20 protein-coding genes are annotated in these 23,937 nt (G+C 71.2%); 11 read left to right on the forward strand and 9 right to left on the reverse strand.

Features of this window, described 5'->3' with window-relative positions:
* Positions 1–404: 404 nt before the first annotated feature.
* Positions 405–2,522: a S9 family peptidase gene (locus ACGF0J_RS28530; RefSeq protein ID WP_393150526.1), complete on the forward strand. Its 2,118-nt coding sequence runs from the start codon at positions 405–407 to the stop codon at positions 2,520–2,522.
* Entirely contained in the window at positions 2,519–3,508 is a 990-nt protein-coding gene (gene mgrA, locus ACGF0J_RS28535; RefSeq protein ID WP_393150528.1) for an L-glyceraldehyde 3-phosphate reductase, read from the forward strand. The genes ACGF0J_RS28530 and mgrA overlap by 4 nt, the downstream gene beginning before the upstream one ends.
* Positions 3,509–3,511: 3 nt before the next feature.
* Here the strand turns inward: mgrA and ACGF0J_RS28540 are convergent, their stop codons facing one another.
* A complete protein-coding gene (locus ACGF0J_RS28540; protein ID WP_393150530.1) occupies positions 3,512–5,947 on the reverse strand; it encodes a YbhN family protein in 2,436 nt (811 codons plus the stop codon).
* Between the two features lie 215 nt (positions 5,948–6,162).
* Between ACGF0J_RS28540 and ACGF0J_RS28545 the strand changes: the two genes are divergently transcribed.
* Complete coding sequence (locus ACGF0J_RS28545) at positions 6,163–8,178, forward strand: molybdopterin-dependent oxidoreductase (protein WP_393150532.1); 2,016 nt, start codon at positions 6,163–6,165, stop codon at positions 8,176–8,178.
* 22 nt (positions 8,179–8,200) lie between these two features.
* Here ACGF0J_RS28545 and ACGF0J_RS28550 read toward each other — a convergent pair whose 3' ends face one another.
* The gene (locus ACGF0J_RS28550; RefSeq protein ID WP_393150534.1) at positions 8,201–8,659 is read right to left on the reverse strand and encodes a GNAT family N-acetyltransferase; all 459 of its coding nucleotides are present in this window, start codon (positions 8,657–8,659) and stop codon (positions 8,201–8,203) included.
* A gap of 62 nt (positions 8,660–8,721) precedes the next feature.
* On the opposite strand from ACGF0J_RS28550, the gene ACGF0J_RS28555 reads away from it, so the two are divergent.
* Positions 8,722–9,105 (forward strand): VOC family protein, encoded by a 384-nt coding sequence (locus tag ACGF0J_RS28555; RefSeq protein WP_393150536.1) that lies wholly within the window; start codon positions 8,722–8,724, stop codon positions 9,103–9,105.
* Between the two features lie 3 nt (positions 9,106–9,108).
* Here the strand turns inward: ACGF0J_RS28555 and ACGF0J_RS28560 are convergent, their stop codons facing one another.
* Positions 9,109–9,555: a hypothetical protein gene (locus tag ACGF0J_RS28560; RefSeq protein ID WP_393150538.1), complete on the reverse strand. Its 447-nt coding sequence runs from the start codon at positions 9,553–9,555 to the stop codon at positions 9,109–9,111.
* A gap of 69 nt (positions 9,556–9,624) precedes the next feature.
* Positions 9,625–10,422 (reverse strand): class I SAM-dependent methyltransferase, encoded by a 798-nt coding sequence (locus ACGF0J_RS28565; RefSeq protein WP_393150540.1) that lies wholly within the window; start codon positions 10,420–10,422, stop codon positions 9,625–9,627.
* 103 nt (positions 10,423–10,525) lie between these two features.
* Here ACGF0J_RS28565 and ACGF0J_RS28570 point away from each other — a divergent pair, with 103 nt between their 5' ends.
* A complete protein-coding gene (locus ACGF0J_RS28570; protein WP_393150542.1) occupies positions 10,526–12,331 on the forward strand; it encodes an acyl-CoA dehydrogenase in 1,806 nt (601 codons plus the stop codon).
* A gap of 152 nt (positions 12,332–12,483) precedes the next feature.
* Entirely contained in the window at positions 12,484–12,708 is a 225-nt protein-coding gene (locus tag ACGF0J_RS28575; RefSeq protein ID WP_393150544.1) for a hypothetical protein, read from the forward strand.
* Between the two features lie 32 nt (positions 12,709–12,740).
* Here the strand turns inward: ACGF0J_RS28575 and ACGF0J_RS28580 are convergent, their stop codons facing one another.
* From ACGF0J_RS28580 to pdhA, 4 genes are read right to left on the reverse strand one after another with little or no spacing between them, the layout of a single operon-like run.
* The gene (locus ACGF0J_RS28580; RefSeq protein ID WP_393150546.1) at positions 12,741–13,034 is read right to left on the reverse strand and encodes a Dabb family protein; all 294 of its coding nucleotides are present in this window, start codon (positions 13,032–13,034) and stop codon (positions 12,741–12,743) included.
* A 58-nt stretch (positions 13,035–13,092) separates the two neighbouring features.
* The gene (locus ACGF0J_RS28585) at positions 13,093–14,562 is read right to left on the reverse strand and encodes a dihydrolipoamide acetyltransferase family protein (RefSeq protein ID WP_393150548.1); all 1,470 of its coding nucleotides are present in this window, start codon (positions 14,560–14,562) and stop codon (positions 13,093–13,095) included.
* A 16-nt stretch (positions 14,563–14,578) separates the two neighbouring features.
* Positions 14,579–15,559, reverse strand: a complete 981-nt coding sequence (locus ACGF0J_RS28590; protein ID WP_393150550.1) for an alpha-ketoacid dehydrogenase subunit beta — start codon at positions 15,557–15,559, stop codon at positions 14,579–14,581.
* Positions 15,556–16,650 carry a pyruvate dehydrogenase (acetyl-transferring) E1 component subunit alpha gene (pdhA, locus tag ACGF0J_RS28595; protein WP_393150552.1) on the reverse strand — a complete coding sequence of 365 codons (1,095 nt, stop codon included), beginning with the start codon at positions 16,648–16,650 and terminating at the stop codon, positions 15,556–15,558. Before pdhA ends, ACGF0J_RS28590 begins: the two co-directional genes overlap by 4 nt.
* A 247-nt stretch (positions 16,651–16,897) precedes the next feature.
* Between pdhA and purS the strand changes: the two genes are divergently transcribed.
* The 4 genes from purS to purL all read left to right on the forward strand — a co-directional run bounded on the left by purS (position 16,898) and on the right by purL (position 20,823).
* Positions 16,898–17,143, forward strand: coding sequence for a phosphoribosylformylglycinamidine synthase subunit PurS (purS, locus tag ACGF0J_RS28600; RefSeq protein WP_393150554.1), 246 nt, complete (start codon positions 16,898–16,900; stop codon positions 17,141–17,143).
* 171 nt (positions 17,144–17,314) lie between these two features.
* Entirely contained in the window at positions 17,315–17,752 is a 438-nt protein-coding gene (locus ACGF0J_RS28605; RefSeq protein WP_393150556.1) for an ATP-binding protein, read from the forward strand.
* A gap of 138 nt (positions 17,753–17,890) precedes the next feature.
* Positions 17,891–18,574 (forward strand): phosphoribosylformylglycinamidine synthase subunit PurQ, encoded by a 684-nt coding sequence (purQ, locus tag ACGF0J_RS28610; protein WP_393150558.1) that lies wholly within the window; start codon positions 17,891–17,893, stop codon positions 18,572–18,574.
* Entirely contained in the window at positions 18,571–20,823 is a 2,253-nt protein-coding gene (gene purL, locus ACGF0J_RS28615) for a phosphoribosylformylglycinamidine synthase subunit PurL (protein WP_393150560.1), read from the forward strand. The genes purQ and purL overlap by 4 nt, the downstream gene beginning before the upstream one ends.
* 56 nt (positions 20,824–20,879) lie before the next feature.
* On the opposite strand, the gene ACGF0J_RS28620 is transcribed toward purL, so the two are convergent.
* Positions 20,880–21,689 (reverse strand): hypothetical protein, encoded by an 810-nt coding sequence (locus tag ACGF0J_RS28620; RefSeq protein WP_393150562.1) that lies wholly within the window; start codon positions 21,687–21,689, stop codon positions 20,880–20,882.
* A 205-nt stretch (positions 21,690–21,894) separates the two neighbouring features.
* Here ACGF0J_RS28620 and ACGF0J_RS28625 point away from each other — a divergent pair, with 205 nt between their 5' ends.
* Complete coding sequence (locus ACGF0J_RS28625; protein ID WP_393150564.1) at positions 21,895–23,913, forward strand: adenylate/guanylate cyclase domain-containing protein; 2,019 nt, start codon at positions 21,895–21,897, stop codon at positions 23,911–23,913.
* The last annotated feature ends 24 nt before the right edge of the window (positions 23,914–23,937 follow it).

The raw sequence follows: 23,937 nt of genomic DNA on the forward strand, positions 1-23,937 counted from the left end.
CCGAAATGACGGGGTTGTGCATCATGCACTGGCTTTTAACACACTGTTGAGTTCTCAAGAAACGGACGCGTACTCCCCAGAACCTCAGGAAGGCGTTCATTTCGTTTTCCGTGCTCTTATTCTTTCAGCCCCTCCGGTTCGTGTCAAATTGACTCGATCCGGTCCGGAAGAAAGAAATCGGAGACGTCTTTCAAGTTACCAGCCTCCAGACGGTCCTGCGAACCGATCTTGGAGGTGCCGCCGAGCACAGCACAGCCACCTCAGTTGAGGAGAGATGGATTGTGCCGCACCGCGTCGGCTCCACAAGATTAGCAGCGCTCCCGACCACTCGGGACCCGTTCGCTCATCGCGAGGCCACGGTCGGATCACGGCCGCCCCCGAATCCCCCGCCATAGACTCCACACGTGAGCAGCATCAAGCCGCCAGTGGCGAAGAAGGTCCCGGCCGAGCGCACACACCACGGCGACACCGTGGTCGACGAATACGCCTGGCTCGCCGACAAGGAAGATCCCGACACGATCGCCTACCTGGAGGCGGAGAACGCGTTTCTCAAGGAGCACACCGCTCATCTCGCCGACCTGCGGGAGCAGGTGTTCCAGGAGATCAAGGGCCGCACCCAGGAGACCGACCTGTCGGTGCCGAGCCGCAAGGGGGCGTGGTGGTACTTCACCCGCACCGAGGAGGGCAAGCAGTACGCCGTCTCCTGCCGCGTGCCGGCCGACGGCGCCACCCCTCCGGAGATCACGCCCGGGGCCCGCCTCGACGGCGAGCAGGTCATCCTCGACGGCAACGAGCTGGCCGGCGACAGCCCGTTCTTCTCCGTCGGCGCCAGCTCGATCTCGCCCGACGGCCGGATGCTCGCCTACTCCACCGACTACTCGGGCGACGAGCGCTTCACCCTGCGCTTCAAGAACCTGGAGACCGGCGAGCCCCTCGACGACGAGATCGAGGGCATCTTCTACGGCGGCGCCTGGTCCGCCGACGGCTCGGCGTTCTTCTACACGCGCGTGGACGACGCGTGGCGCCCCTACCAGGTCTACCGGCACATCCTGGGCACCCGGGACGACGTGCTGGTGTACGAGGAGAGCGACGAGCGCTACTGGGTGGGCATCGGGCTCACCCGCAGCGAGCGCTACCTGGTGCTCGGCGCGGGCAGCAAGATCACCAGTGAGGTCCGCATCCTCGACGCGGGCGACCCGACCGGCGAGTTCAGGGTCGTGCGCCCGAGGAAGGTCGGGGTCGAGTACGGCGTCGAGGACGCGGGTGGCTTCCTCTACGTGCTGCACAACGAGAACGCCGAGAACTTCGAGCTGGCCACCGCCCCGCTCGACGACCCGGGCACGTGGACGCCGCTGATCGCCCACCGCGACGACACCAGGCTGCTGGAGATCGACGCGTTCGCCGGCCACGCCGTCGTCCACTTCCGGCGCGAGGGGCTGACCGGCATCCGCATCCTGCCGTACGCGCGGGCGGGCTCGGACGCGCCGGTCGAGACCGGTGACCGGCGGGAGCGGGTCGAGGCCGCCTGCGCCGGCGACTCCTACGAGATCGAGTTCCCCGAGCCGCTCTACGACGTCAGCCCGGCGGGCAACCCCGAGTTCGCCACCGAGCGGCTCCGGCTCAGCTACACCAGCATGATCACCCCGCCCAGCGTCTACGACTACGACCTGGCCACCCGCGAGCTGATCCTGCTCAAGCAGCGCCCGGTGCTCGGCGGCTACGACTCCGGCGACTACGAGCAGTTCCGCGAGTGGGCCACCGCCGAGGACGGCACACGGGTGCCGATCTCCCTGGTCAAGCGGAAGGACACCGCCACGCCCGCGCCGACCGTCCTGTACGGCTACGGCAGCTACGAGACCTCGATCGACCCGGGCTTCTCCGTGCCGCGGCTGTCGCTGCTCGACCGCGGTTTCGTCTTCGCCGTGGCGCACGTCAGGGGCGGCGGCGAGATGGGCCGGCACTGGTACGAGGCGGGCAAGCTCACCCGCAAGCGCAACACGTTCACCGACTTCGTCGCCGCGGCCGGGCACCTGAAGCGGGCCGGCTGGAGCGAGCGGGTCGTCGCCCGCGGCGGCTCGGCGGGCGGGCTGCTGATGGGCGCGGTCGCCAACCTCGCGCCGCAGGAGTTCGCGGGCGTGGTGGCCGAGGTGCCGTTCGTCGACGCGCTCAACACGATCCTCGACCCGTCGCTGCCGCTGACGGTGATCGAGTGGGACGAGTGGGGCGACCCGCTGCACGACGCCGCCGTCTACGCGTACATGAAGGGCTACTCGCCGTACGAGAACGTGGACGGCCGGCCGTACCCGCCGATCCTGGCGATCACCAGCCTGAACGACACGCGTGTGCTCTACCACGAGCCGGCCAAGTGGATCGCCCGGCTGCGGGCCACGGCAAAGGGCGGCCCGTTCCTGCTCAAGACCGAGATGGGGGCGGGGCACGGCGGGCGCAGCGGGCGCTACGACGCCTGGCGCGAGGAGGCGTTCGCGCTGTCGTGGATCATCGAGAAGGGACGCGGGGCATGACCTACCAGCCTGACGGCGGCCGCTACGAGCGTCAGCCGTACAACCGGAGCGGGCGCAGCGGCCTTCGGCTGCCGGCCGTGTCGCTGGGGCTGTGGCACAACTTCGGCGACAACCGGCCGGTGGGCAACTCCCGCGCCATCCTGCGCCGGGCGTTCGACCTGGGTGTCACGCACTTCGACCTGGCCAACAACTACGGCGTGCCGTACGGTTCGGCCGAGTGCACCTTCGGCCGGATCTTCCGCGAGGACTTCGCCCCCTACCGGGACGAGCTGGTCGTCTCCACCAAGGCCGGCTACGACATGTGGCCCGGCCCGTACGGTGAGTGGGGGTCGCGCAAGTACCTCCTGGCCAGCCTCGACCAGTCGCTGGAGCGGATGGGGCTGGAGTACGTCGACGTGTTCTACAGCCACCGGTTCGACCCGGACACGCCGCTGGAGGAGACGATGGGCGCGCTGGACCGGGCGGTGCGCTCGGGCAAGGCGCTGTACGCGGGCGTCTCCAACTACACGCCCGAGCAGACGGCCCAGGCGGCACGGATCATGCGGGAGCTCGGCACGCCGCTGCTCATCCACCAGCCGTCCTACTCGATGATCAACCGGTGGATCGAGGGCGGCCTGCTCGACACCCTGGAGGAGGCGGGCATGGGGTGCATCGTCTACTCCCCGCTCGCCCAGGGGCTGTTGACCGACCGCTACCTCGACGGGGTGCCGGCCGACTCGCGGGCGGCGACGAGCAGGTTCCTGAGCTCCGAGCAGATCGACGTCGAGCTGGCCCGCGACCTCTCCGAGGTGGCGCGGGGCCGGGGCCAGACGCTGGCGCAGATGGCGCTGCTGTGGACGCTGCGCGATCCGCGGGTCACCAGCGTGCTGATCGGCGCGAGCAGCGTCAGGCAGTTGGAGGACAACGTGGCCTGCGTGGACGGCCCGGCGTTCACCGAGGACGAGCTGGAGGCGATCGACAAGATCACCGCGCGCCACGCCTCGTGACGGCTACAGGGCCTCGTGCCGCTGCAGATAGGCGAACGAGGCCCAGCCGGGCAGCACCGGCAGCCAGAACGTGAGCAGCCGGTAGAGCAGCACGGCGGACGCGGCCACCTCGGGCGTCAGCCCGGCGACGGTGAGCCCCAGCGTCAGCGACGCCTCGACCGCGCCCAGCCCGCCGGGCGTGGGCGCGGCCGAGCCGATGGCGTTGGCCGTCAGGTAGACGACGGCGACGGTGGTGAAGCCCATCGTCCCGCCGAAGGCGCCCACGCAGGCGTCGAGGCAGACGATGAACGTCAGGGTGATCATCAGGGTCCCGACGCACGACTCGAACATCTTGGCCGGCGACTGGAGCACGTCGAGCAGCCGCGGCAGCACGTTCGAGAACAGCCTCCGCATCCGCTCGGTGACCAGCCGGCGCAGCGGCGGCACGCCCAGCAGGATGACGACCAGCACGGCGACGGCCAGCAGGGCCACGCCGAGCCCGCGCGACGGCGTGAACGAGTTGGCCGTGTTGGTGCCGGTGATGTAGGCGAACAGCAGCAGCAGCGCGATGTGGAAGACCAGCATGACGAGCTGCGAGGCGCCCACGCTGGCCATCGCCGACGCCGGAGAGATGCCGCGTTTTTGCAGGTAGCGGGTGTTGATGGCGACTCCGCCGACCGCCGCGGGCGCCACGAGCTTGACGAACGAGGCCGCGAACTGCACGAGCACGGTGCGCCACAGCGGCAGCGGCTCAGGCACGAAGCCGCGCAGCATCAGCGCGGCCGCCACGAAGCTGACGAACGAGGCGAGCAGTGCCAGCCCGGACCAGGCCCAGTTGGCCGTGGTCACCACCTGCACGATGTTGACCCGGCTGAGCTGCGACAGCAGGAAGTAGGCGGCCAGCGCGCTGGCGATGATCGTGACGAGGGTGCGCGGCCGGAACCGCTCCAGCCGGATCTCCTCGGCCTTGCTCTGCGGCGTGAGCGCGACGATCTGCTCGCGCAGCGCGCCGAGCAGGCCCTTGTCCTTGGCGAGCGCGGCGCGGGTCTCGCGGGTGAGCGCGATGCGTTGCAGCAGGGGCAGCGCGGCGGCCAGCGCGTCGGGGCCCATGACGGCGGTCGCGGTGCGCACGGACCGTTCGGCGCCGACCCGCAGGGCGAGGTAGGTGAGGAGCTGGGCGACGTCCAGCCGGAGCAGCAGGTCGCCGGCGGCGATCTCGCCGCTGCGGGCGTCGGTCAGCACCACGCGGCCGGCCGGGTCGAGGTGGATGCCCTCGCCGGTGAGCCGCCGGTGCGCGAGCCGCTGGATCTGCAGCAGCGAGATCTGCTCCCAGATCTGGGCGAGCGTGTCGTCGGTGATCTCCTCGTCGGGCACGTCGTCGAGCGGGCGGGTGTCGAGGTGCTCGTAGGCGAGCAGGGCGGCCTCGGTGCCGATCTCGCTGGTGCCGAGCAGCCGCGGGGTGCTCGCGCCGGCCGCCTGGGCGGCGTACGCCATGAGGGCCTCGCGTTCCAGCTCGGCCCGCAGCGACCTGATGGCCTTGCGCCGGGTCTCGGAGTTGAGGCGGAAGCGGCGCCACAGCCGGTACGGCAGTCCGGCCACCTGGCGGTCGCGGTCGAGGACGGTGACGTCGAGGCGGGTGCCGTCCTTGAGCCCGACGGCGTAGCGGCGGCTGCCCTGGTGGTCGTCTTCGATGCGGCGGGCCGAGACGGGCGAGAACGACAGCTTGCGCAGGGCGGCGAGGACCGCGTGGCCGGGGGGCCGGGTGTTGGGGCTGCCGACGCCGTACAGGGTGCCGTAGCCGATGGCCATGCCGATGAGCACGGTGACCATGCCGCCGACGAGGGTGATCTGGTAGCCGGTGAAGAAGGCCAGGACGTAGAGCCCGATCACGCCCCACATCAGGGCGCGCCAGGTGGGGCGCCGGGAGATGCGGACGGCGGTGGAGTAGGCGATGACGGAGGTCAGCAGCGTGTTGAGCGGCTCGATGTCGCGGTTGCCGGTCAGCAGCAGGCGCAGGTCCTCGGGGGCGGCCGTGACGGTCCACTGCCCGATGAGGAAGGCCACGACCATGCCGAGGATGGCGGCGACCAGGCCCTCGGCGACGCGCAGCCCGTCGCGGTGGAAGACGCGCTCCACTGCGAAGGCGGCGGGCACGACGAGCAGCGCGGCGCCGCCGAGGAACGTCGCGACGCGGCTCAGCAGCTCGGGCAGCCGGGTCGCGCCCTCGGTGACGTCCTTCTCCAGGCCGTTGAGCGTCTGCTTGGCGACCAGGGCCAGCACGAGCACCCCGGCGATCGCGAGCAGGGTCGCGAGGAAGCGCAGCAGGTCGGAGGGGCGGCGCAACCGCTGGGGAAGCAGCGGCTCGACGACGTAGACATCGCGTTCGGCGCGTGCTTCCGCCTCGGGCGGATCCCGCTCCACGAGATCGTCCGCGTCGTCACGTTCGCTGATTTCGGCCACCGACAGTGATTCTGCACCTTTCCGGCCGGTCCGTACGATCTTTGGCCTCCCTTGCCCCTGCCGGGGCCGCCACGTCGCGACGCAGGCTACACGGTGGGCCTCCTGCCCTTCACCTTCGATTTCTACCGTGTGCCGGGCCCGCACGCGCCGCAGCGGCGTGGACGAGTTTCCGGGGCGTCGATGGCCGCGGGGACGCTGAACATAGGCTGTGCCCCATGTCGGGTGAACTGAGGGTTTTGGGAGCCTGTCCGCTGGACTGCCCGGACGGCTGCTCGTGGGTCGTGACGGTCGAGGACGGCAAGGCCGTGAAGCTGCGCGGCAACCCGGACCATCCCTACACCAGAGGCGCGCTCTGCGTGAAGGTCAACCGCTACCTGGAGCACACCCGGGCGCCGGACCGCATCCTGCATCCGCTGCGCCGTACCGGCCCGAAGGGGTCGGGGCGGTTCGAGCGGATCGGCTGGGAGGAGGCGCTCGACGAGATCTCGGCACGGTTGCGCGGCATCGTCGAGGAGCACGGCGGGGAGGCGATCTGGCCGTACCAGGGCACCGGCTCGCTGGGCTACCTGCAGGGCTGCGAGGGGGTGGCGGGCCGGCGGTTCTGGAACGTGCTGGGGGCGTCCAAGCACTGGCTGAACATCTGCTCGGCGGCGGGCAACACGGGGCTGAGCCTGACGAACGGCACCCCGGGCGGCATGGACACGGAGAACTTCGCGCTGTCCCGGCTGATCCTGTTGTGGGGCACGAACCCGCTGACCAGCGGCCACCACCTGTGGAAGTTCGTGCAGGAGGCGCGGGCCGGCGGCGCCCACGTGGTGGCCATCGACCCGATCCGGACGAGGACCGCCGACCAGGCCGACGAGCACCTGGCGATCAGGCCGGGCACGGACGCGGCGCTCGCGCTGGGGCTGCTCAACGTGGTGCTGGCGGAGGGGGCGCAGGACGAGGAGTTCCTGGCGGAGCACACGCAGGGCTGGGAGAGGTTCCGCGAGGAGATCCTGCGCTACCCGGTCGAGCGGGTCGCCGAGATCACCGGCATCCCGGCGGCCGACGTCCACAGGCTGGGGATGCGGCTGGCGCACACCCGCCCGACGGCGATCCGGGCGACGATGGGCATCCAGCGGCACGAGGGCGGCGGCACCGCGATGCGGACGATCGCCGCGATCCCCGGCGTGACGGGCGACTGGCGCCACCCGGGCGGCGGCGTGGCCTACTCCACCAGCGGCCACGTGCATGTGAACATCGACACCCGCGACGACCTGCTGGCCGAGCCGGTGCGGACGCTGACGATGACGCGCCTCGCCTCGGAGCTGGACTCGGTGAAGTGCCTGTGGGTGTACGGGGCCAACCCGGTCGGCTCGACCTCCGACACGGGCACGATCCGGCGCAAGCTGGCCCGCGAGGACCTGTTCACGGTGGTCATGGAGCACTTCCCGACCGACACGGTGGACTACGCCGACATCGTGCTGCCGGCGACCATGCAGACGGAGCACGCCGACCTGCACGCCGGGTACGGGCACCTGTACCTGCACTGGAACGAGCCCGCCGTGGAGCCGCCCGGCGAGTGCCTGTCCACGACGGAGACGTTCCGCCGCCTGGCCCGGCACATGGGGCTCACCGAGCCGTCGCTGTACGACTCGGACCTGGAGCTGGCCGAGCAACTGCTGACGAGCGGGCACCCGTCGCTGGAGGGCGTCACGCTGGACCGGCTGCGCAAGGAGGGCTGGGTGCGGCTGAACTACCCGCGGCCGTTCGCCCCGTTCGCCGAGGGCTTCCCGACGCCGTCGGGGCGGCTGCGCTTCCCGCCGCCTGGCAGGGCGTACGTGCCGCCCCGGTCCGTGAGGGAGGCCGGCCGGTCCCCGTACCCGTTGACGCTGATCACGCCGGCGTCGCACGTGTTCCTCAACACCACGTTCGGCAACAACCCGGAGCTGCGGCGCCGGGCGAAGGAGCCGGTGGTGCTGGTGCATCCGGCGGACGCCGCCGAGCGGGGGCTGGAGAGCGGGCAGCGGGTGCGGGTGCACAACGCCGGCGGGGAGTTCCTGGCCGACGTCGAGGTGAGCGACCGGGTGGCGCGCGGGGTGGTGGCCTCGCCGAAGGGGCGCTGGCCCAAGCTGAGCCCCGGCGGCGCGAACCCGAACGCGGTCGTCGAGGAGCGTGACGCCGACCTCGGGCGGGGTGCGGTCTATCACGACAACCTGGTCGAGCTCAGCCCGTGTGCCGGTCCATGAACGGGTGCGGGTGGCTGATCGGTCAGCTCAGCGAGAGCTTGTACCCCTCGTGGGAGGCGGCGAAGCCGAGCGAGTCGTAGAAGCGGTGCGCGTCGGTGCGCGACTTGTCGGAGGTGAGCTGCACCATCGCGCAGCCGCGGGCGCGGGCCCGGTCGACGGCCCACTGGATCATGCGGCGGCCGAGGCCCCGGCCCCGGGCGGAGGCGGCGACCCGGACGGCCTCGATCTGGCAGCGCTCGGCGCCGAGCCTGGACAGGCCGGCCAGGTAGGTGAGCTGCATGGTGCCGACGACCTCGCCGTCGTGATCGGCGACGATCAGCTCGTCGTGCGGGTCGGCGTCGATGCGGGCGAACGCAGCGAGGTAGCGCGCATCGCCCGGGTCTCCCTCACGCCGGGCGCCGAGCGGGTCGTCGGCCAGCAGGGTGACGATCGCGGGCACGTCCGCGGCCGTGGCCTGCCGGAAGGTGATGATGTCTGACATGGGCGGCATCATGCCAGAAACCGGCTTGACGCCTTCGCCGGTGTCGCGGTTGGCTGGCGGCCATGATTGAGATCCATGCGGTGACGATCGACGCCGCCGACCCGTACGCGCTGGCGAGCTGGTGGAGCCGGGCCACCGGCCTGCCGTTGGGTGACGACGACCAGCCGGGCGACGAGGAGGTGATGCTGCGCACCAAGCAGGATCCGTACGTGCTGTTCATCCGTGTCCCGGAGGGCAAGACGGTCAAGAACCGCGTCCACCTCGACGTCAACGGCACCGAGGGGCGCACGCGCGACCAGGAGGTGGAGCGGCTCGTCGAGCTCGGGGCGACCGTGTTCGACGACCGGCGCCAGGCCGACGGCACCGGATGGGTGGTCATGCGCGACCCGGAGGGCAACGAGTTCTGCGTCTGCCGCAGCCGGGCCGAGCGGGAGGGCACGGCCTGACGCCTAGGAACGGGCTCGGCCCTTCATCGTGAGGGTCAGGATGCCGGCGATGAGATAGACCAGCGCGCCGTGCCAGAGCGAGTGGAAGGCCGAGCCGAACACGCCCTCCTGGTCGAGGACGAGCTGCACGGGGTAGTCGAGCACGGCGGCGATGCCGGCCGGGAGCAGCGCGAACTTCCACGGGTGGCGCAGCGCCCACTGGCGTGCCTGGCGGGTGACCCGGTCGCCGTCGTTGGGCTTGGCCACCGCGCCGATGGCGGCGATCAGCGCGAAGAGGCTGATGCCGAGCCCGAGCGCCCACACCAGGTCGGCGTCGCCCGGCAGGATCACACCCATGCCGTAGCTGGCCGCCGTGACCACGCCACCACCGACGGCGGCGGCCTTCCACGGGGCGCCGCGCAGCGCGGCGCCGGACAGCGAGACTTCGTCGCGTCGGCTGATTTCGTTCATGGGTCCAGGCTGCCTCGCGGAGCACCCTGGCCACATCGGGGATTACCCCTGAATAGTCCCTTACGGGGGTCACTCCCACCAGAGGGTGACCCAGCGGTCCCTGGGCAGCGGCCACATCCCGAGTTCGAGGGCGGTCTCGCCGACCTCCTCGGCCCGGGCGGGGTCGAGGCAGAGGCGGCGGCACGCGCTGGCCGCCAGCTCCTCCAGGGAGGCGAACCTGTCCAGCGGCGCCTCCCGCTCCTCCACGCGCACGTCGTAGCCGAGGGCCGCGGCCAGGGCGACGCAGTCCTCGGCGACGGGCCGCGCGGGGCGGTCCACGCCGTGGAAGTGCTGCCACAGCGGGGTCATCCAGCTCATGGGGTGGCGGTGGGTCAGCTCGATGACCACCCGGCCGTCGGTGCGCTCGTCGAGGGCGCCGAGGAAGGCGGCCAGGTCGGGCACGTTGTAGACGACGTGGCCGGCGACGGCGGCGTCGGCCCGCGGCACCTGCGCGGCCACGTCCGGCCAGCGGCCCTCGACCGCCGTGCAGGCGACGCCCAGTTTGTCGGCGCGCAGGCCCAGCTCGGCCAGCATGCCGGGTGAGGTGTCGACGGCGTACAGCTCGCCGATGCGCTCGTGCAGGGGCAGCGACGAGGCTCCGGTGCCCGAGCCGACGTCGAGCAGCCTGCCGCCGCCGGGCAGCGCCTCGGCCAGCCGGGTCATCGTGGGCCCGTCGTCCGGTTCGGCGAGTGCCCTGTCGGTGCGCGTGGCGAAGCGGACCGGCGAGTGACCCCAGGGGTCGGCCGGCGCGGCGGCCATGATCTTTTCCGGGATGGCCCAGGACTCGAGGCGCTCTCGCCAGCGGCGGGCGAGTTCTTCGGCATCCATGGAGATGAGCATGCCACGCATATCGGTGGTTACCCGCGGGTAGCATTCCTAGTAAGGTTACTAGCGAGTAGATAACGACCTCGGGTCAAGGAGATCAGCACCCATGGGCCACTACAAGAGCAACCTGCGTGACCTGGAGTTCAACCTCTTCGAGGTGTTCGGACGGCGAGAGATCCTCGGCACCGGGCCGTACGCGGACGTGGACGAGGACGTCGCCCGCGGACTGCTTGAAGAGGTCAACAGGCTGGCCACCGGAGTCCTTGCCGAGTCGTTCGAGGAAGGCGACCGCAACCCGCCCGTCTTCGACCCGGAGACGAACACGGTGACCATGCCCGCCGGGTTCAAGAAGTCGTACCAGGCGGTCGTCGACGGCGGCTGGACGCACCTCGACCTGCCCACCGAGCTGGGCGGCCCCGGCATCCCGCGCAGCCTGGCCTGGGCCACGGCCGAGATGATCCTGGGCGCCAACCCGGCCGCCTACATGTACGGGGCCGGACCGAACTTCGCCTACACCCTGTGGCTGCTCGGGACCCCCGAGCAGAAGCGCTTCGCCGAGCTCGCCATGGAACGCAACTGGGGCGCCACCATGGTGCTCACCGAACCCGACGCCGGCTCCGACGTCGGCGCCGGCCGCGCCAAGGCGGTCAGGCAGCCCGACGGCACCTGGCACATCGAAGGCGTCAAGCGCTTCATCACCAGCGCCGAGCACGACATGACCGAGAACATCTTCCACCTCGTGCTCGCCCGCCCAGAGGGCCACGGCCCCGGCACCAAGGGCCTGTCGATGTTCCTGGTGCCCAAGTACCAGGTGGACCTGGAGACCGGCGCGCTCGGCGAGCGCAACGGCGTCTACGTCACCAACGTCGAGAAGAAGATGGGCCTCAAGGTCTCCACCACCTGCGAGCTCACCTTCGGCGACCGGCATCCGGCCGTCGGCACCCTGGTCGGCGAGGTGCACGAGGGCATCAAGCAGATGTTCATGGTCATCGAGCACGCCCGGATGATGGTCGGCACCAAGGCCATCGCCACGCTCTCCACCGGCTACCTGAACGCCCTGGAGTACGCCAGGTCCCGCAAGCAGGGCGCCGACCTGACCCGGATGGCCGACAAGTCCGCCCCCCGCGTCACCATCACCCACCACCCCGACGTGCGGCGCGAGCTCATGCTGCAGAAGGCGTACGCCGAGGGCATGCGGGCGCTCGTCCTGTACACCGCGACGTTCCAGGACGCCGTCCAGATGAACCCGGACGACGCCCACGCGCACGCGATGAACGACCTGCTGCTGCCCGTGGTCAAGGGCGTCGGCTCCGAGCGGTCGTACGAGCTGCTGGCCCGCTCGCTGCAGACGCTGGGCGGCTCGGGCTACCTGCAGGAGTACCCGATCGAGCAGTACATCCGCGACGCGAAGATCGACTCCCTGTACGAGGGCACCACCGCGATCCAGGGCCTGGACCTGTTCTTCCGCAAGATCCTGCGCAACCAGGGCGCCGCGATCGGCTCGCTGCTGGCCGAGGTGAACGCCTTCGCCGCCTCCGAGGCCGGCAACGGCCGGCTCAAGGAGGAGCGCAAGCTGCTCGCCGAGGCCGCCGCCGACATCAAGGCCATGGGCGACACCATGGCCGGGTGGGCGCTCGGCTCGCTGGAGAAGCCGGAGGAGGTCTACAAGGTCGGCCTGAACACCACCAGGTTCCTGCTGGCCCTCGGCGACCTGGTGATCGGCTGGCTGCTGCTGCGCCAGGCCGAGATCGCCCTGGCGCGGCTGGCCGAGCGCGAGGACCCGTTCTACCGTGGCAAGATCGCCGCCGCCTCGTTCTTCGCGACGACCGTGCTGCCCCGCCTGGCCGCCGAGCGCCGCGTGCTCACCGGCACCGGCCTCGACCTGATGGAGCTGCCGGAGGAGGCGTTCTGACCCTCCCGCCACGCCGGTGAACGCCCGCTCCACGAGCCCGGAGCGGGCGTTCGCCTCCCCCTCTGGGCGGCGCTCCGGAGGCGTGCGGGTGTGATCGCCGTTACCCGGGTATGACCGTGGGCGTACCTGGTCTTTTCCCCACGGAGGTCGGCATGGGTGTCGGGGTCAGCATCTTCTTCCTCACGCTCGGCGCCATCCTGAGGTTCGCGATCGAGCCCGACGTGTTCGGCGACGCCGTCCACATGGACGTGATCGGCCTGATCTTCATGATCGTCGGAGGGGCGGGGATCGTGCTCAGCCTCGTGCTGGCCCCGCGACGCGGTCACACCTCCGAGGACCGGCTGATGCGCCGCGAGAACCGGCCGCCGCAGATCTGACGGAAGAGTCGCCCGGCTGGACGGACGAGCGTCTACAGGCTGAGCTGGGCGGCGGCGCGGGAGGCCAGGATCGGCTTGATGCGCTCGGCGATCACCGCCTGGTGCAGGGGGTGGTCGCGGTAGGTGACGAAGTCGTCCAGGCTGTCGAAGTCGGCCACCACCGCGAAGTCGTGGCTGCCCGGGGTGATGCCCGCGTCGGGGCCGACCGTGTAGGAGCGGAGCTGCGGGATGGCGTCGGGCAGCTTGCGCAGCTCGGTCACCACCGCCTCCTTCTGCTCGTCGGTGGCGTCCTCGGTCCAGGTGAACAGCACGACATGGCGAATCATGCGGCCACCCTACCGGCGCGCCGCTCCCCGTACGGGGGTCCGGGGAGCGGCGGCGTGGTCAGCTCCAGGCGAGCATGCGCAGCGGGTCCTCCAGCATGTCGCCCACGTCGCGCAGGAAGAGCGAGCCCAGCTCGCCGTCCACGATCCGGTGGTCGAACGAGAGCGCCAGCGTCGTCACCTTGCGGACGGCCAGCTCGCCGCCCACCACCCACGGCATGTCCCTGATCTGGCCGAAGGCGAGGATGGCCGCCTCGCCCGGGTTGAGGATGGGAGTGCCGGTGTCGACGCCGAACACACCCACGTTGGTGATCGTGAACGTGCCGCCCGCCATCTCGGCCGGCTGCGTGCGTCCGGCTCTGGCGGTCTCGGCGAGCTGTCCGAGCCGCCTGGCCAGCTCGGGCAGCGGCAGCTCGTGGGCGCCCTTGATGTTGGGCACCACGAGGCCGCGCGGGGTCGCGGCGGCGATGCCCAGGTTCACGTAGTGCTTGACCACGATCTCCTGGGCCGCCTCGTCCCACGAGGAGTTGATCATCGGGTGCCGGCGGGCGGCGACCAGCACGGCCTTGGCCACCAGGAGCAGCGGCGACACCTTGACCTCGGCGAAGTCGGGCAGCGCGCGCAGCCGCCGGACCGCCTCCATGGTCTCGGTGACGTCCACCTGGAGGAACTCGGTGACGTGCGGCGCGGTGAACGCGCTGGCCACCATGGCCTGCGCGGTCATCTTGCGTACGCCCTTGACCGGGACGCGTTCCTCGCCGCCCCGCCGGACCGGCGCCTCGGCCTCCGTCGCCCGCGGCGGCTGCGCGGCGGCGTGGACGTCGTCGCGGGTGATCGAGCCCTGCGGACCGGTGCCGGTCAGCGTGGTGAGGTCCACGCCGAGGTCCTTGGCCAGCTTGCGCACGGGCGGCTTGGCGAGCACCGCGACCCGCGCGGCGGTCGCCGGCGCGTCGGCCTCCACCCGTGCCGGGTTCGCGACCGGCGTGGCCGGGATCGGCCGAGGAGCCGGACCGGTCGCGTCGGGGCGGCCCGCGTGGCCGGGCTTGCGGGCGCGCCGCTTGGTGGCGCCCGTCTTGACGCCGTAGCCGACCAGCACCGCCTGGCGCTCCTCGCGGGGGGCCGGGCCTCCGTGCACGCCGGGCTCCACCGCGCCCTCGGCCGGCGGGCTCGGGACCATGTCGTCGGCCAGGGCCGCGCCCCGGCCGGGGACGGCGCCGGCCGGGCCCTCAGCACCGGACACGGCGCCGGGCGCGCCGGACGTACGGGGGGCCGCGGCGGGCGCCGCGCCTTCCTCGGCGGTGTCGACGGCGATGATCGGCACGCCGACGTCGACGGTCTCGCCCTCGCCGGCCATCAGCCCGGCGACGACGCCGTCCCACGGGATGGGCAGCTCGACGATGGACTTGGCGGTCTCGATCTCGACCACGATCTGGTTGACCTTGACCGGATCGCCGTCCTTGACGTGCCAGCGGACGATCTCCGCCTCGGTCAGCCCTTCGCCGACGTCGGGGAGCTTGAACTCACGTCGCATGGAACCGGGTCCCCTCTCAGTAGCCGAAGGCGCGGTCGACGGCGTCGAGCACCCGGTCCAGGTCGGGCAGGTAGTGATCCTCCAGCTTCGACGGGGGGTACGGGGTGGAGAAGCCGCCGACCCGCAGCACCGGCGACTCCAGGTGGTAGAAGCACTGCTCGGTGATCCGCGCGGCCAGCTCGGCGCCGAAGCCGCTGTTGACGGGAGCCTCGTGCACCACCACGACCCGGCCCGTGCGGCGGGCGGACTCCATGACGAGCGGCGCGTCGAGCGGGTTGAGCGAGCGCAGGTCGATGACCTCCAGGGAGCGCCCGTCGTCCTCGGCGGCCGTCGCGGCCTCCAGGCAGGTCTTGACCATGGGGCCGTAGGCGAGCAGCGTGGCGTCGGTGCCCGGCCGCACCACCTTGCCCTGGTCGAGGGGCGCCCACCAGTCGTCGGCGCCGGTGTCGACGTCGGCCTTCTCCCAGTAGCGGCGCTTCGGCTCGAAGAAGATCACCGGGTCGTCGCTCCGGATGGCCTGCTGGATCATCGCGTAGGCGTCGGCCGGGTTGGAGCAGGCCACCACGCGCAGGCCGGCGGTGTGGGTGAAGTAGGCCTCCGGCGACTCGCTGTGGTGCTCGACCGCGCCGATGCCGCCGCCGCAGGGGATGCGGACGACCACGGGAAGCTTGATCGCGCCCAGCGAGCGCATCGGCATCTTGGCGAGCTGGGTGATGATCTGGTCGGCGGCCGGGAAGACGAAGCCGTCGAACTGGATCTCGCACACCGGCCGGTAGCCGCGCAGCGCCAGGCCGATCGCGGTGCCGATGATGCCGGACTCGGCGAGCGGGGTGTCGATGACCCGGTCCTCGCCGAAGTCCTTCTGCAGGCCGTCGGTGACGCGGAAGACGCCGCCGAGCTTGCCGACGTCCTCGCCCATGATGAGGACCTTGGGGTCGTCCTCCATGGCCTTGCGCATGCCCTCGTTGAGCGCCTTGGACAGGCTCAGAACCGTCATCGCTGCTCGAAGCCCTCCAGGTAGGCGGCGAACTGGGCTCGCTCCTCGTCGATCAGGGGGTGCTGCTCGGTGTAGACGTGGTCGAAGATGTCGAGCGGCTCGGGGTCGGGCATGGCCAGGCAGCGCCTGCGCAGGTCGGCGCCGAGCTGGTCGGCCTCGGCCTCGACGGACTCGATGAACGCCTGGTCGGCCAGCTCGTTCTTGAACAGGTAGGACTTGACCCGCTCGATGGGGTCCTTGAGCTTCCACGCCTCCAGCTCGCCGGCGACCCGGTAGCGGGTCGGGTCGTCGGTGGTGGTGTGGGCGCCCATCCGGTAGGTGAACGCCTCGATCAGGGTGGGGCCCTGGCCCTCGCGGGCGTTCTTGAGCGCCTGCCGGGTGACCGCGAGGCAGGCGAAGACGTCGTTGCCGTCGACCCGGATGCCGGGGAAACCGAAGCCGGAGGCGCGGCGGTAGAGCGGGATGCGGGTCTGCTTCTCCAGCGGCTCGGAGATCGCCCACTGGTTGTTCTGGCAGAAGAACACGATCGGGGCGTTGAACACGCTGGCCCAGATGAACGACTCGTTGACGTCGCCCTGGGAGGTGGCGCCGTCGCCGAAGTAGGCGATCGCGGCGGAGCTCGCGTCGTCGCGCTGGATGCCCATGGCGTAGCCGACGGCGTGCAGGGTCTGGCTGCCGATGACGATCGTGTAGAGGTGGAAGTTGTGTTCCTGGGGGTCCCAGCCGCCGTGGTTGACGCCGCGGAACAGGCCGAGGAGCTTGACCGGGTCCACGTCGCGGCACCAGGCCACGCCGTGCTCGCGGTAGGTGGGGAAGGCCATGTCGGCGTCGGTCAGCGCGCGGCCGGAGCCGATCTGCGCCGCCTCCTGACCGAGGAGCGACGCCCAGATGCCGAGCTCGCCCTGTCGTTGCAGGGCCACGGCCTCCAGGTCGATGCGCCGGACGAGGACCAGGTCGCGGTAGAGGGACCTGACCTCCTCCGGCTTGAGGTCGATGTCGTAGTCGGGGTGCTCGACCCGTTCTCCTTCGGGGGTGAGCAGCTGGACGAGCTCTGGGGGTGCTTCGGCACCACGAGAGGCGTCGACGGTCACGTGCCACTCCTGTGCGGTCAGGGCCGGGGCGGATGGGGTTGCCATCTCAGGCCGGCCTTTTGGGCGTCGGACCATGTGATGGTGGTTCGTACGCGTTTGGGGACATCGTGGCAGACGTCACAGCCCTCCGCGCAAGCCCCATGTCCACCCCGTTCCCGTTGTGCCGACCGCCACACGCACCGGTAGGCTGGCTTTCCCGACCCCGCCCCGACCTGGCTCGATCCAGGCCGCACCCAGGAGGAACCCCGTGGCCCGCGTCATCGTGGACGTCATGCTGAAGCCCGAGATTCTCGATCCGCAGGGCCAGGCGATCGCCCGCGCGCTGCCCCGGCTGGGCTTCTCCGGGGTCTCCGCGGTGCGGCAGGGCAAGCGGTTCGAGATCGAGCTCGACGGGCCGGCCGACGAGGCCGCCATTTCGGACGTCCGAAAGATGGCCGAGACGCTTCTGGCGAACACGGTGATCGAGGACTACACCGTCCGGGTTGAGGACTAGATCACCGCTTTCGGCCCCCAAGATTCCGCTACGTGGCTTAACACCGGGTTCCGGCGCGCCCTAACCCCACGTGGGGGCCAACAGTAAATAACAACAACGTGATTTTGCGGTTAGCCCCGATTTCACGGGGAAACCTACTCCAGGTGACATTCCGGAGCCCGGAGGAGTCCGGTGGACATTGAGTTCTCGTTGGCGCTGCCCCGAGACGCCATCGGCATACCGATGGTCAGGCGAGTGCTCGGCGATGCGATGCGGTCGCTCAACGTGAGCGAGACCTGCATCTCCGACATGCTGCTCGCCGTCTCCGAGGCGTGCTCCAACGCGGTGCGGCACGGGGGGCCCGCCAACCGCTACGAGGTGTCGGCGTCGATCGGCTACGGCCGGTGCGACGTGCGCGTGGCCGACAGCGGAGGTGGGCTGCCGTCGATGCCGCTGCACTTCCCGCCCCCCGACACCGAGAACGGCCGCGGCCTGCTGATCATGCGGTCGGTGGTCGACGAGATCTCCTTCGGCATCTCCCCCGGTCGTGGCACCACGGTCCACCTGCGCAAGCAGCTCGCCTGGGACGACGAGGCCGACGCCCGGCCCCGCCAGCTCGCCGCCGTCTGACCCGCCGCCCGAGCCGCCCGGCGGCCTGTAGGGTGCGCCCGGCGAGGTGCATCCAGCCGCACCCGATAACCTGGGAGCACCGCCCCCGTCCACCCCGAGGCGACGGTGGCGTGCGCATCCTCGAAGGGGACGACTGTCATGAGCGCTGCCCGTGTGGGCATTGTCACGTTTCCAGGCACACTCGACGACCAGGACGCCGCCCGAGCCGTGCATCTCGTGGGCGCCGAGCCGGTCCCGCTGTGGCACGCCGACCACGACCTCAAGGGGGTCGACGCGGTCTTCCTGCCGGGCGGTTTCTCCTACGGCGACTATCTCCGGTGCGGCGCCATCTCGCGGTTCGCGCCGCTGATGGAGGAGCTCATCCCGGCCGCCCGGGCGGGCCTGCCCGTGCTGGGCACCTGCAACGGGTTCCAGATCCTGTGCGAGGCGCACCTGCTGCCCGGCGCCCTGACCCGCAACGCCTCCCTCCACTACGTCTGCCGTGACCAGCGGGTCCGCATCGAGCAGGCCAGCACGGCCTGGACCTCGTCGTTCACGCCGGGCCAGGAGATCACCCTGCCGGTCAAGCACGGCGAGGGCCGCTACGTGGCCTCCACCGAGACGCTGGCCGAGCTGGAGGCCGACGGCCGCGTGGTGGTGCGCTACGTCGACGGCAACCCCAACGGCTCCATGAACGACATCGCGGGCATCCGCAACGAGGCGGGCAACGTGGTCGGCCTCATGCCGCACCCCGAGCACGCCGTCGAGGAACTGGTCGGCGCCCCGAGCACCGACGGCCGCGGCTTCTTCACCTCCATACTCCAGAAGCTGGTGAACGCATGAGCACCGACTCCGTCAAGCGGGCCGAAAGCACTCCCGACGAGCCGATGCCCTTCGCCGAGCTGGGGATGAAGCTGGACGAGTACGACCGGGTCAAGGAGATCCTCGGCCGCCGTCCCACCGGTTCCGAGCTGGCCATCTACAGCGTCATGTGGTCCGAGCACTGCTCGTACAAGTCGTCCAAGGTGCACCTGCGGCAGTTCGCCACCAAGGCCCCCGCGTCCGAGGCGCTGCTCGTCGGCATGGGCGAGAACGCCGGCGTGGTGGACATCGGCGACGGCTGGGCCGCCACGTTCAAGATCGAGTCGCACAACCACCCGTCCTACGTCGAGCCGCACCAGGGCGCCGCCACCGGCGTCGGCGGCATCGTGCGCGACATCATGTCGATGGGCGCCCGCCCGATCGCGGTGATGGACTCGCTGCGCTTCGGCGCGGCCGACGCCGTGGACACCCGGCGGGTGCTGCCGGGCGTGGTCGAGGGCATCAGCCACTACGGCAACTGCCTCGGCCTGCCCAACATCGGCGGCGAGGTCGTCTTCGACCCCTGCTACATCGGCAACCCGCTGGTCAACGCGCTCTGCGTGGGCCTGCTGCGCAAGGACCAGATCAAGCTCGCCACGGCGCCCGGCCCCGGCAACAAGGTGGTGCTGTTCGGCGCCTCCACCGGCCCCGACGGCATCGGCGGCGCGTCGGTGCTGGCCAGCGCCACCTTCGAGGACGAGTCGCAGGCCAAGCGGCCCGCCGTGCAGGTGGGCGACCCGTTCATGGAGAAGCTGCTCATCGAGTGCTGCCTGGAGCTGTACGCGGCCGACGTGGTCGTCGGCATCCAGGACCTCGGCGCGGCCGGCGTCTCCTGCGCGACCACCGAGCTGGCCGCCAAGGGCACCGGCGGCATGCAGGTCGACCTCAACCTGGTGCCGCTCCGCGACCCCTCGCTCAGGCCCGAGGAGATCCTCATGAGCGAGTCGCAGGAGCGGATGATGGCGGTCGTCCGCCCCGGCGACATCCCGGCGTTCATGGCGATCTGCCAGAAGTGGGACGTCCCGGCCACCGTCATCGGCGAAGTCACCGACACCGGTCGGCTCGTGATGACGTGGGACGGCGAGGTGATCGTCGACATCCCGCCGGGCACCGCCGCCGACGACGGCCCCGTCTACGAGCGCCCCTACCGCGAGCCGGCCGGGCAGGCCGCGCTCAACGCCGACACCCCCGACCGGCTGGAGCGGCCCGACGACCTGCGCGCCACGCTGCTGCGGCTGCTCGGCTCGCCCAACCTCGCCTCCCGCGAGTGGGTGACCTCCCAGTACGACCGCTACGTCCGCTCCAACACGGTGCTGGCGCAGCCGGCCGACGCGGGGATGCTGCGCGTCTCCGAGGCGATGGCCGGAGCCGAGGCGACGACCCGCGGCATCGCGCTGGCCACCGACGGCAACGGCCGCTACGCCAAGCTCGACCCGTACGCGGGGGCGCAGCTCGCGCTGGCCGAGGCGTACCGCAACGTCGCCGTGACCGGTGCGCAGCCGCTGGCCGTGACCAACTGCCTCAACTTCGGCTCCCCCGAGGACCCGGAGGTCATGTGGCAGTTCGCCGAGGCGGTGCGCGGCCTGGCCGACGCCTGCCGGACCCTCGGCGTGCCGGTCACCGGCGGCAACGTGTCCTTCTACAACCAGACCGGCTCCACCGCCGTCAACCCCACCCCGGTCGTGGGCGTGCTCGGCGTGATCGACGACGTCGCCAGGCGCGTCGGCTCCGGCTTCACCGCCGAGGGGCTGCGGGTCGCGCTGCTCGGCGAGACCCGGGACGAGTTCGGCGGCTCGGAGTGGGCGCACGTCGCCCACGGCCACCTCGGCGGCCTGCCGCCCGTGGCCGACCTGGAGGCCGAGCAGGCCCTCGCGGCCGTCATGGTGGAGGCCGCCAGGCGCGGGCTCGTCGACGGCTCCCACGACCTGTCCGACGGCGGCCTGGGGATCGCGCTGGCCGAGGCGTGCCTGGCCCGCGGCGTCGGCGCCACGGTGACGGTCACCGGCGACCCGTTCACCGCCCTGTTCAGCGAGTCGACGGCCAGAGCGCTCGTAGCGGTCCGGCCGGAGGCGTTCGAGGAGTTCGCCGCGCTGTGCGCCGAGCACGACGTGCCCTGCTACGGGCTCGGCATGACGGGCGGCACGTCGCTCGTCGTGGAGGGCGTGCTGGAGGTGCCGGTCGCCGACCTGCGCGACAAGCACGCGGCCACGCTGCCCGCCCTGTTCGGCTGACGGTTCCGCACGGAAGGGCCGGCACGGGAGGTCCGTGCCGGCCCGTCCGCGTACGCTCAGGACTTCTTGAGGCAGACCACGTAGACGGTGCCGCCGCCGCCACCGTTCTGGCCGAGGGTCTCCTGGGTGTCGGTCTCCTTGGCGTCGGCGCCCTTGAGGTCGGCGCCGCTGTGGCCGTAGCCGCCCTTGGCGACGGAGACCGTCCAGCTCGACGGGCCGCCGGGCATGCTGGAGGCGACGGTCACGTTCTTGCCGACGGTGAAGCCGCCGCCGGTCGCGAGGTCGCCCTGATTGCAGGACGCGGTGCCCGAGCCGTGGCCGCCGATGGAGCCGGACTTGGTGTAGGTCGTGTAGGTCCCGCCGTCCTTACCGTCCTTCCCGTCCTTCCCGTCCCTGCCTGGACGGCCGTCCTTGCCGTCCTCGCCGTTCCGGCCGTTCTTGCCGGGCAGGCCGTCCTTGCCGGGCAGGCCGTCCTTGCCGGGCAGGCCGTCCTTGCCGGGCAGGCCGTCCTTGCCGTTGACACCGTCCTTGCCGGGCAGGCCGTCCTTGCCGTTCTTGCCGGGCAGACCCTGCGGGCCCTGGGGGCCGGCGTCGCCCTTGGGGCCCTGCGGGCCGGTGGCGCCCCTCTCGCCGCTGTTGATCGTCGTGGTGGCGGTGCCGCCGCCGATCACCATCCGGATCTCCGTCGTCCGGCACTTCGTCGTCGTGTTGACGATGCGGGCGTACCGGGACTTCTTGTGCACGCAGGCGACGACTTCGCCCGCCGATGACGCGGTGGCGACGCCACCGACGGCAAGGAGCGAGAAGGCGAGTGCCCCGACGGTGGCGAGGGTGAGCGTGCGCCCACCGCGAACCTTGACAGCCACGGCTTTCCTTTCAGCGACGTGTGATGCTCATGTTGAGCAAGAGGTTCACGCTTCAACCGTTCCGCCGGTGCACAGCAACTACATAACGTGTTGATTACGACACAAAATGTGACAGGGACGACTGACATTACTTGACGGGTCAAGACATCCGCGGTGCGTAAAAGGACGCGGTGAGCGGGCGATGGCGCCGTGGATAATCAGGATCGTGCCGACGGAAAGCCCCTACCTCCCGCCCGCCACGCAGCCGGTCCGGGGAGTCGTCTGGGCCCTCCATCTCGTGCTGCCCATGCTCGGGCTCTGGCTGCTGCTGGCCGAGCCCGACCTGAACCTGGAGTGGCACCACAACCCCAGCCACTTCTGGATGATCCTCGCCGTGGCCGGTGTCAACGTGGTGCTCGGCATGCTGATCAGCGAGGCGTCGCGCCGGAGGCAGGACGCCCGGCTGTTCCTCGTGTCGATGGTGTTCCTGGCCAGCGCCGGGTTCTTCTTCATGCACGGGCTCGCGACGCCGACGATCATCCTGCCCACCGGATCGCTGGGGTTCGACCTGGGCCAGCAGGTCGGGCTCACGATCGCGTCAGGGTTCGCGTTCGCCTCGGCGCTGCCGCTGGGTGAGCGGGCGGCGCGGGCCGTGCTGTCCGCCCAGCACGCCATCCGGGGCGTCCTGCTCGGGTTCATGATCCTGTGGGGGTCGGGCTCCCTGCACGACGGGCTGACGCCGCTCAGCGAGCCGCCGCTGGGCGATTTCCACACGTGGGTCGCCTGGGCGGCGGTGCCGGGTCTGGCGCTGTACGTCGCGGCGACGGTGATGATGTTCCGGCTGCACCGCAGCCGGCCCTCGGCCATGCTGGTCAGCCTGCTCACCGCGTACGCGCTGCTCGCCGAGACCATGGTGGCCGGGATGTCGCAGCTCAACTGGCACCTGACGTGGTGGCTGTGGCACGTGTTGCTGACGTTCGCGTTCGGGTTCGTCGCCTACAGCGCCTACCTGCAGTTCAGGCGCGAGGGGTCCAGCGCGGGCCTGTTCGACTCGGTGACGCTGGCGGCGACCGTGGCGCGCATCCGGCAGCAGTACGACGAGGCGCTGGAGGAGCTGGTCGAGCACGTACGGCGGGGCGAGCCGATGGCGGCGACCCGGCTGTCGGGCAAGTTCCGGCTGAACGAGGGTCAGGCGGCGGTCCTCGACCGGGCCGGCCGGGCGCTGGCCGACGAGCGGGAGCTGACGGAGCGCCTGGGCGCGCTGGTGGCCGTGAGCGCCCACACCAGGGTCGGCCTGCCGGAGACCGAGCTGCTGGCCGGCGCGCTGGAGCGGGTGCGCCAGGCGTTCGGCGACGTGCGGATCGGCCTGGTGTCGGAGGGCGTGACCCACATCGGATCGCGCGCGTACGCCTTCGACGGCGACCAGCCCGTCCGGCGCGGCGACCTGCTGGCCTTCCCGCTGACCGTGAAGGGCCGCCTGGCCGGGGCGCTGGAGGTGCCGGTCGGCCGCACCTCGCAGGACGAGGCGCTGGCCGCCACCCTGGCCGGGCAGCTCTCGCTGTCGCTGGAGAACGCCCGCCTCTACCAGGAGCTCGACACCCTCTTCCGGCAGTACATGTCGCCCGACGTGGCCCAGGCGCTGCTCGCCGACCCCTCACAGGCGGCCCTCGGCGGCCGGCTGCAGGAGCTGACCGCGCTCTTCGCCGACCTGAAGGGATTCACGTCGTTCTCCGAGCAGGTGACGCCCGGCGAGATCGTCGAGATGCTCAACCGCTACCACACGGCCGCCGTGCCGTGCATCCTCGACAACGGCGGCACGATCGTGCAGTTCGTCGGCGACGCGCTGCTGGCCCTGTTCAACGCCCCGGCCATGCAGCCCGACCACGCCGCGGCCGCCTGCCGGGCGGCGCTGGCCATGCAGCGGGCCGCCGCCGAGATCGCCGAGGAGGCGGCGTGGCAGCGGGCGGGCGACGTGGAGTGGCCGATGTTCCGGGTGGGGGTCAACACCGGGCCGGCGCTCGTGGGCAACATCGGCAGCCCCCGGCTGCGCGGCTTCAACGCCATGGGCGACTGTGTGAACGTGGCCGCCAGGCTCCAGGCGCTGGCCGAGCCCGGCACCGTCGTGATCGGCGAGACGACGCTCAAGCAGCTCGGCCGCGGTGCCGAGGCCACCTCCCTGGGCAGGCTGACCCTGAAGGGCAAGGAGGAGCAGGTCTCCGCGTACGTCCTGACGGAGCTGCCGTAACACGGTTGCGGCCGTTTGTGACGT

The organism is Nonomuraea sp. NPDC047897, from assembly GCF_043204415.1.
In the GTDB taxonomy this organism is placed as follows: Bacteria; Actinomycetota; Actinomycetes; order Streptosporangiales; family Streptosporangiaceae; genus Nonomuraea.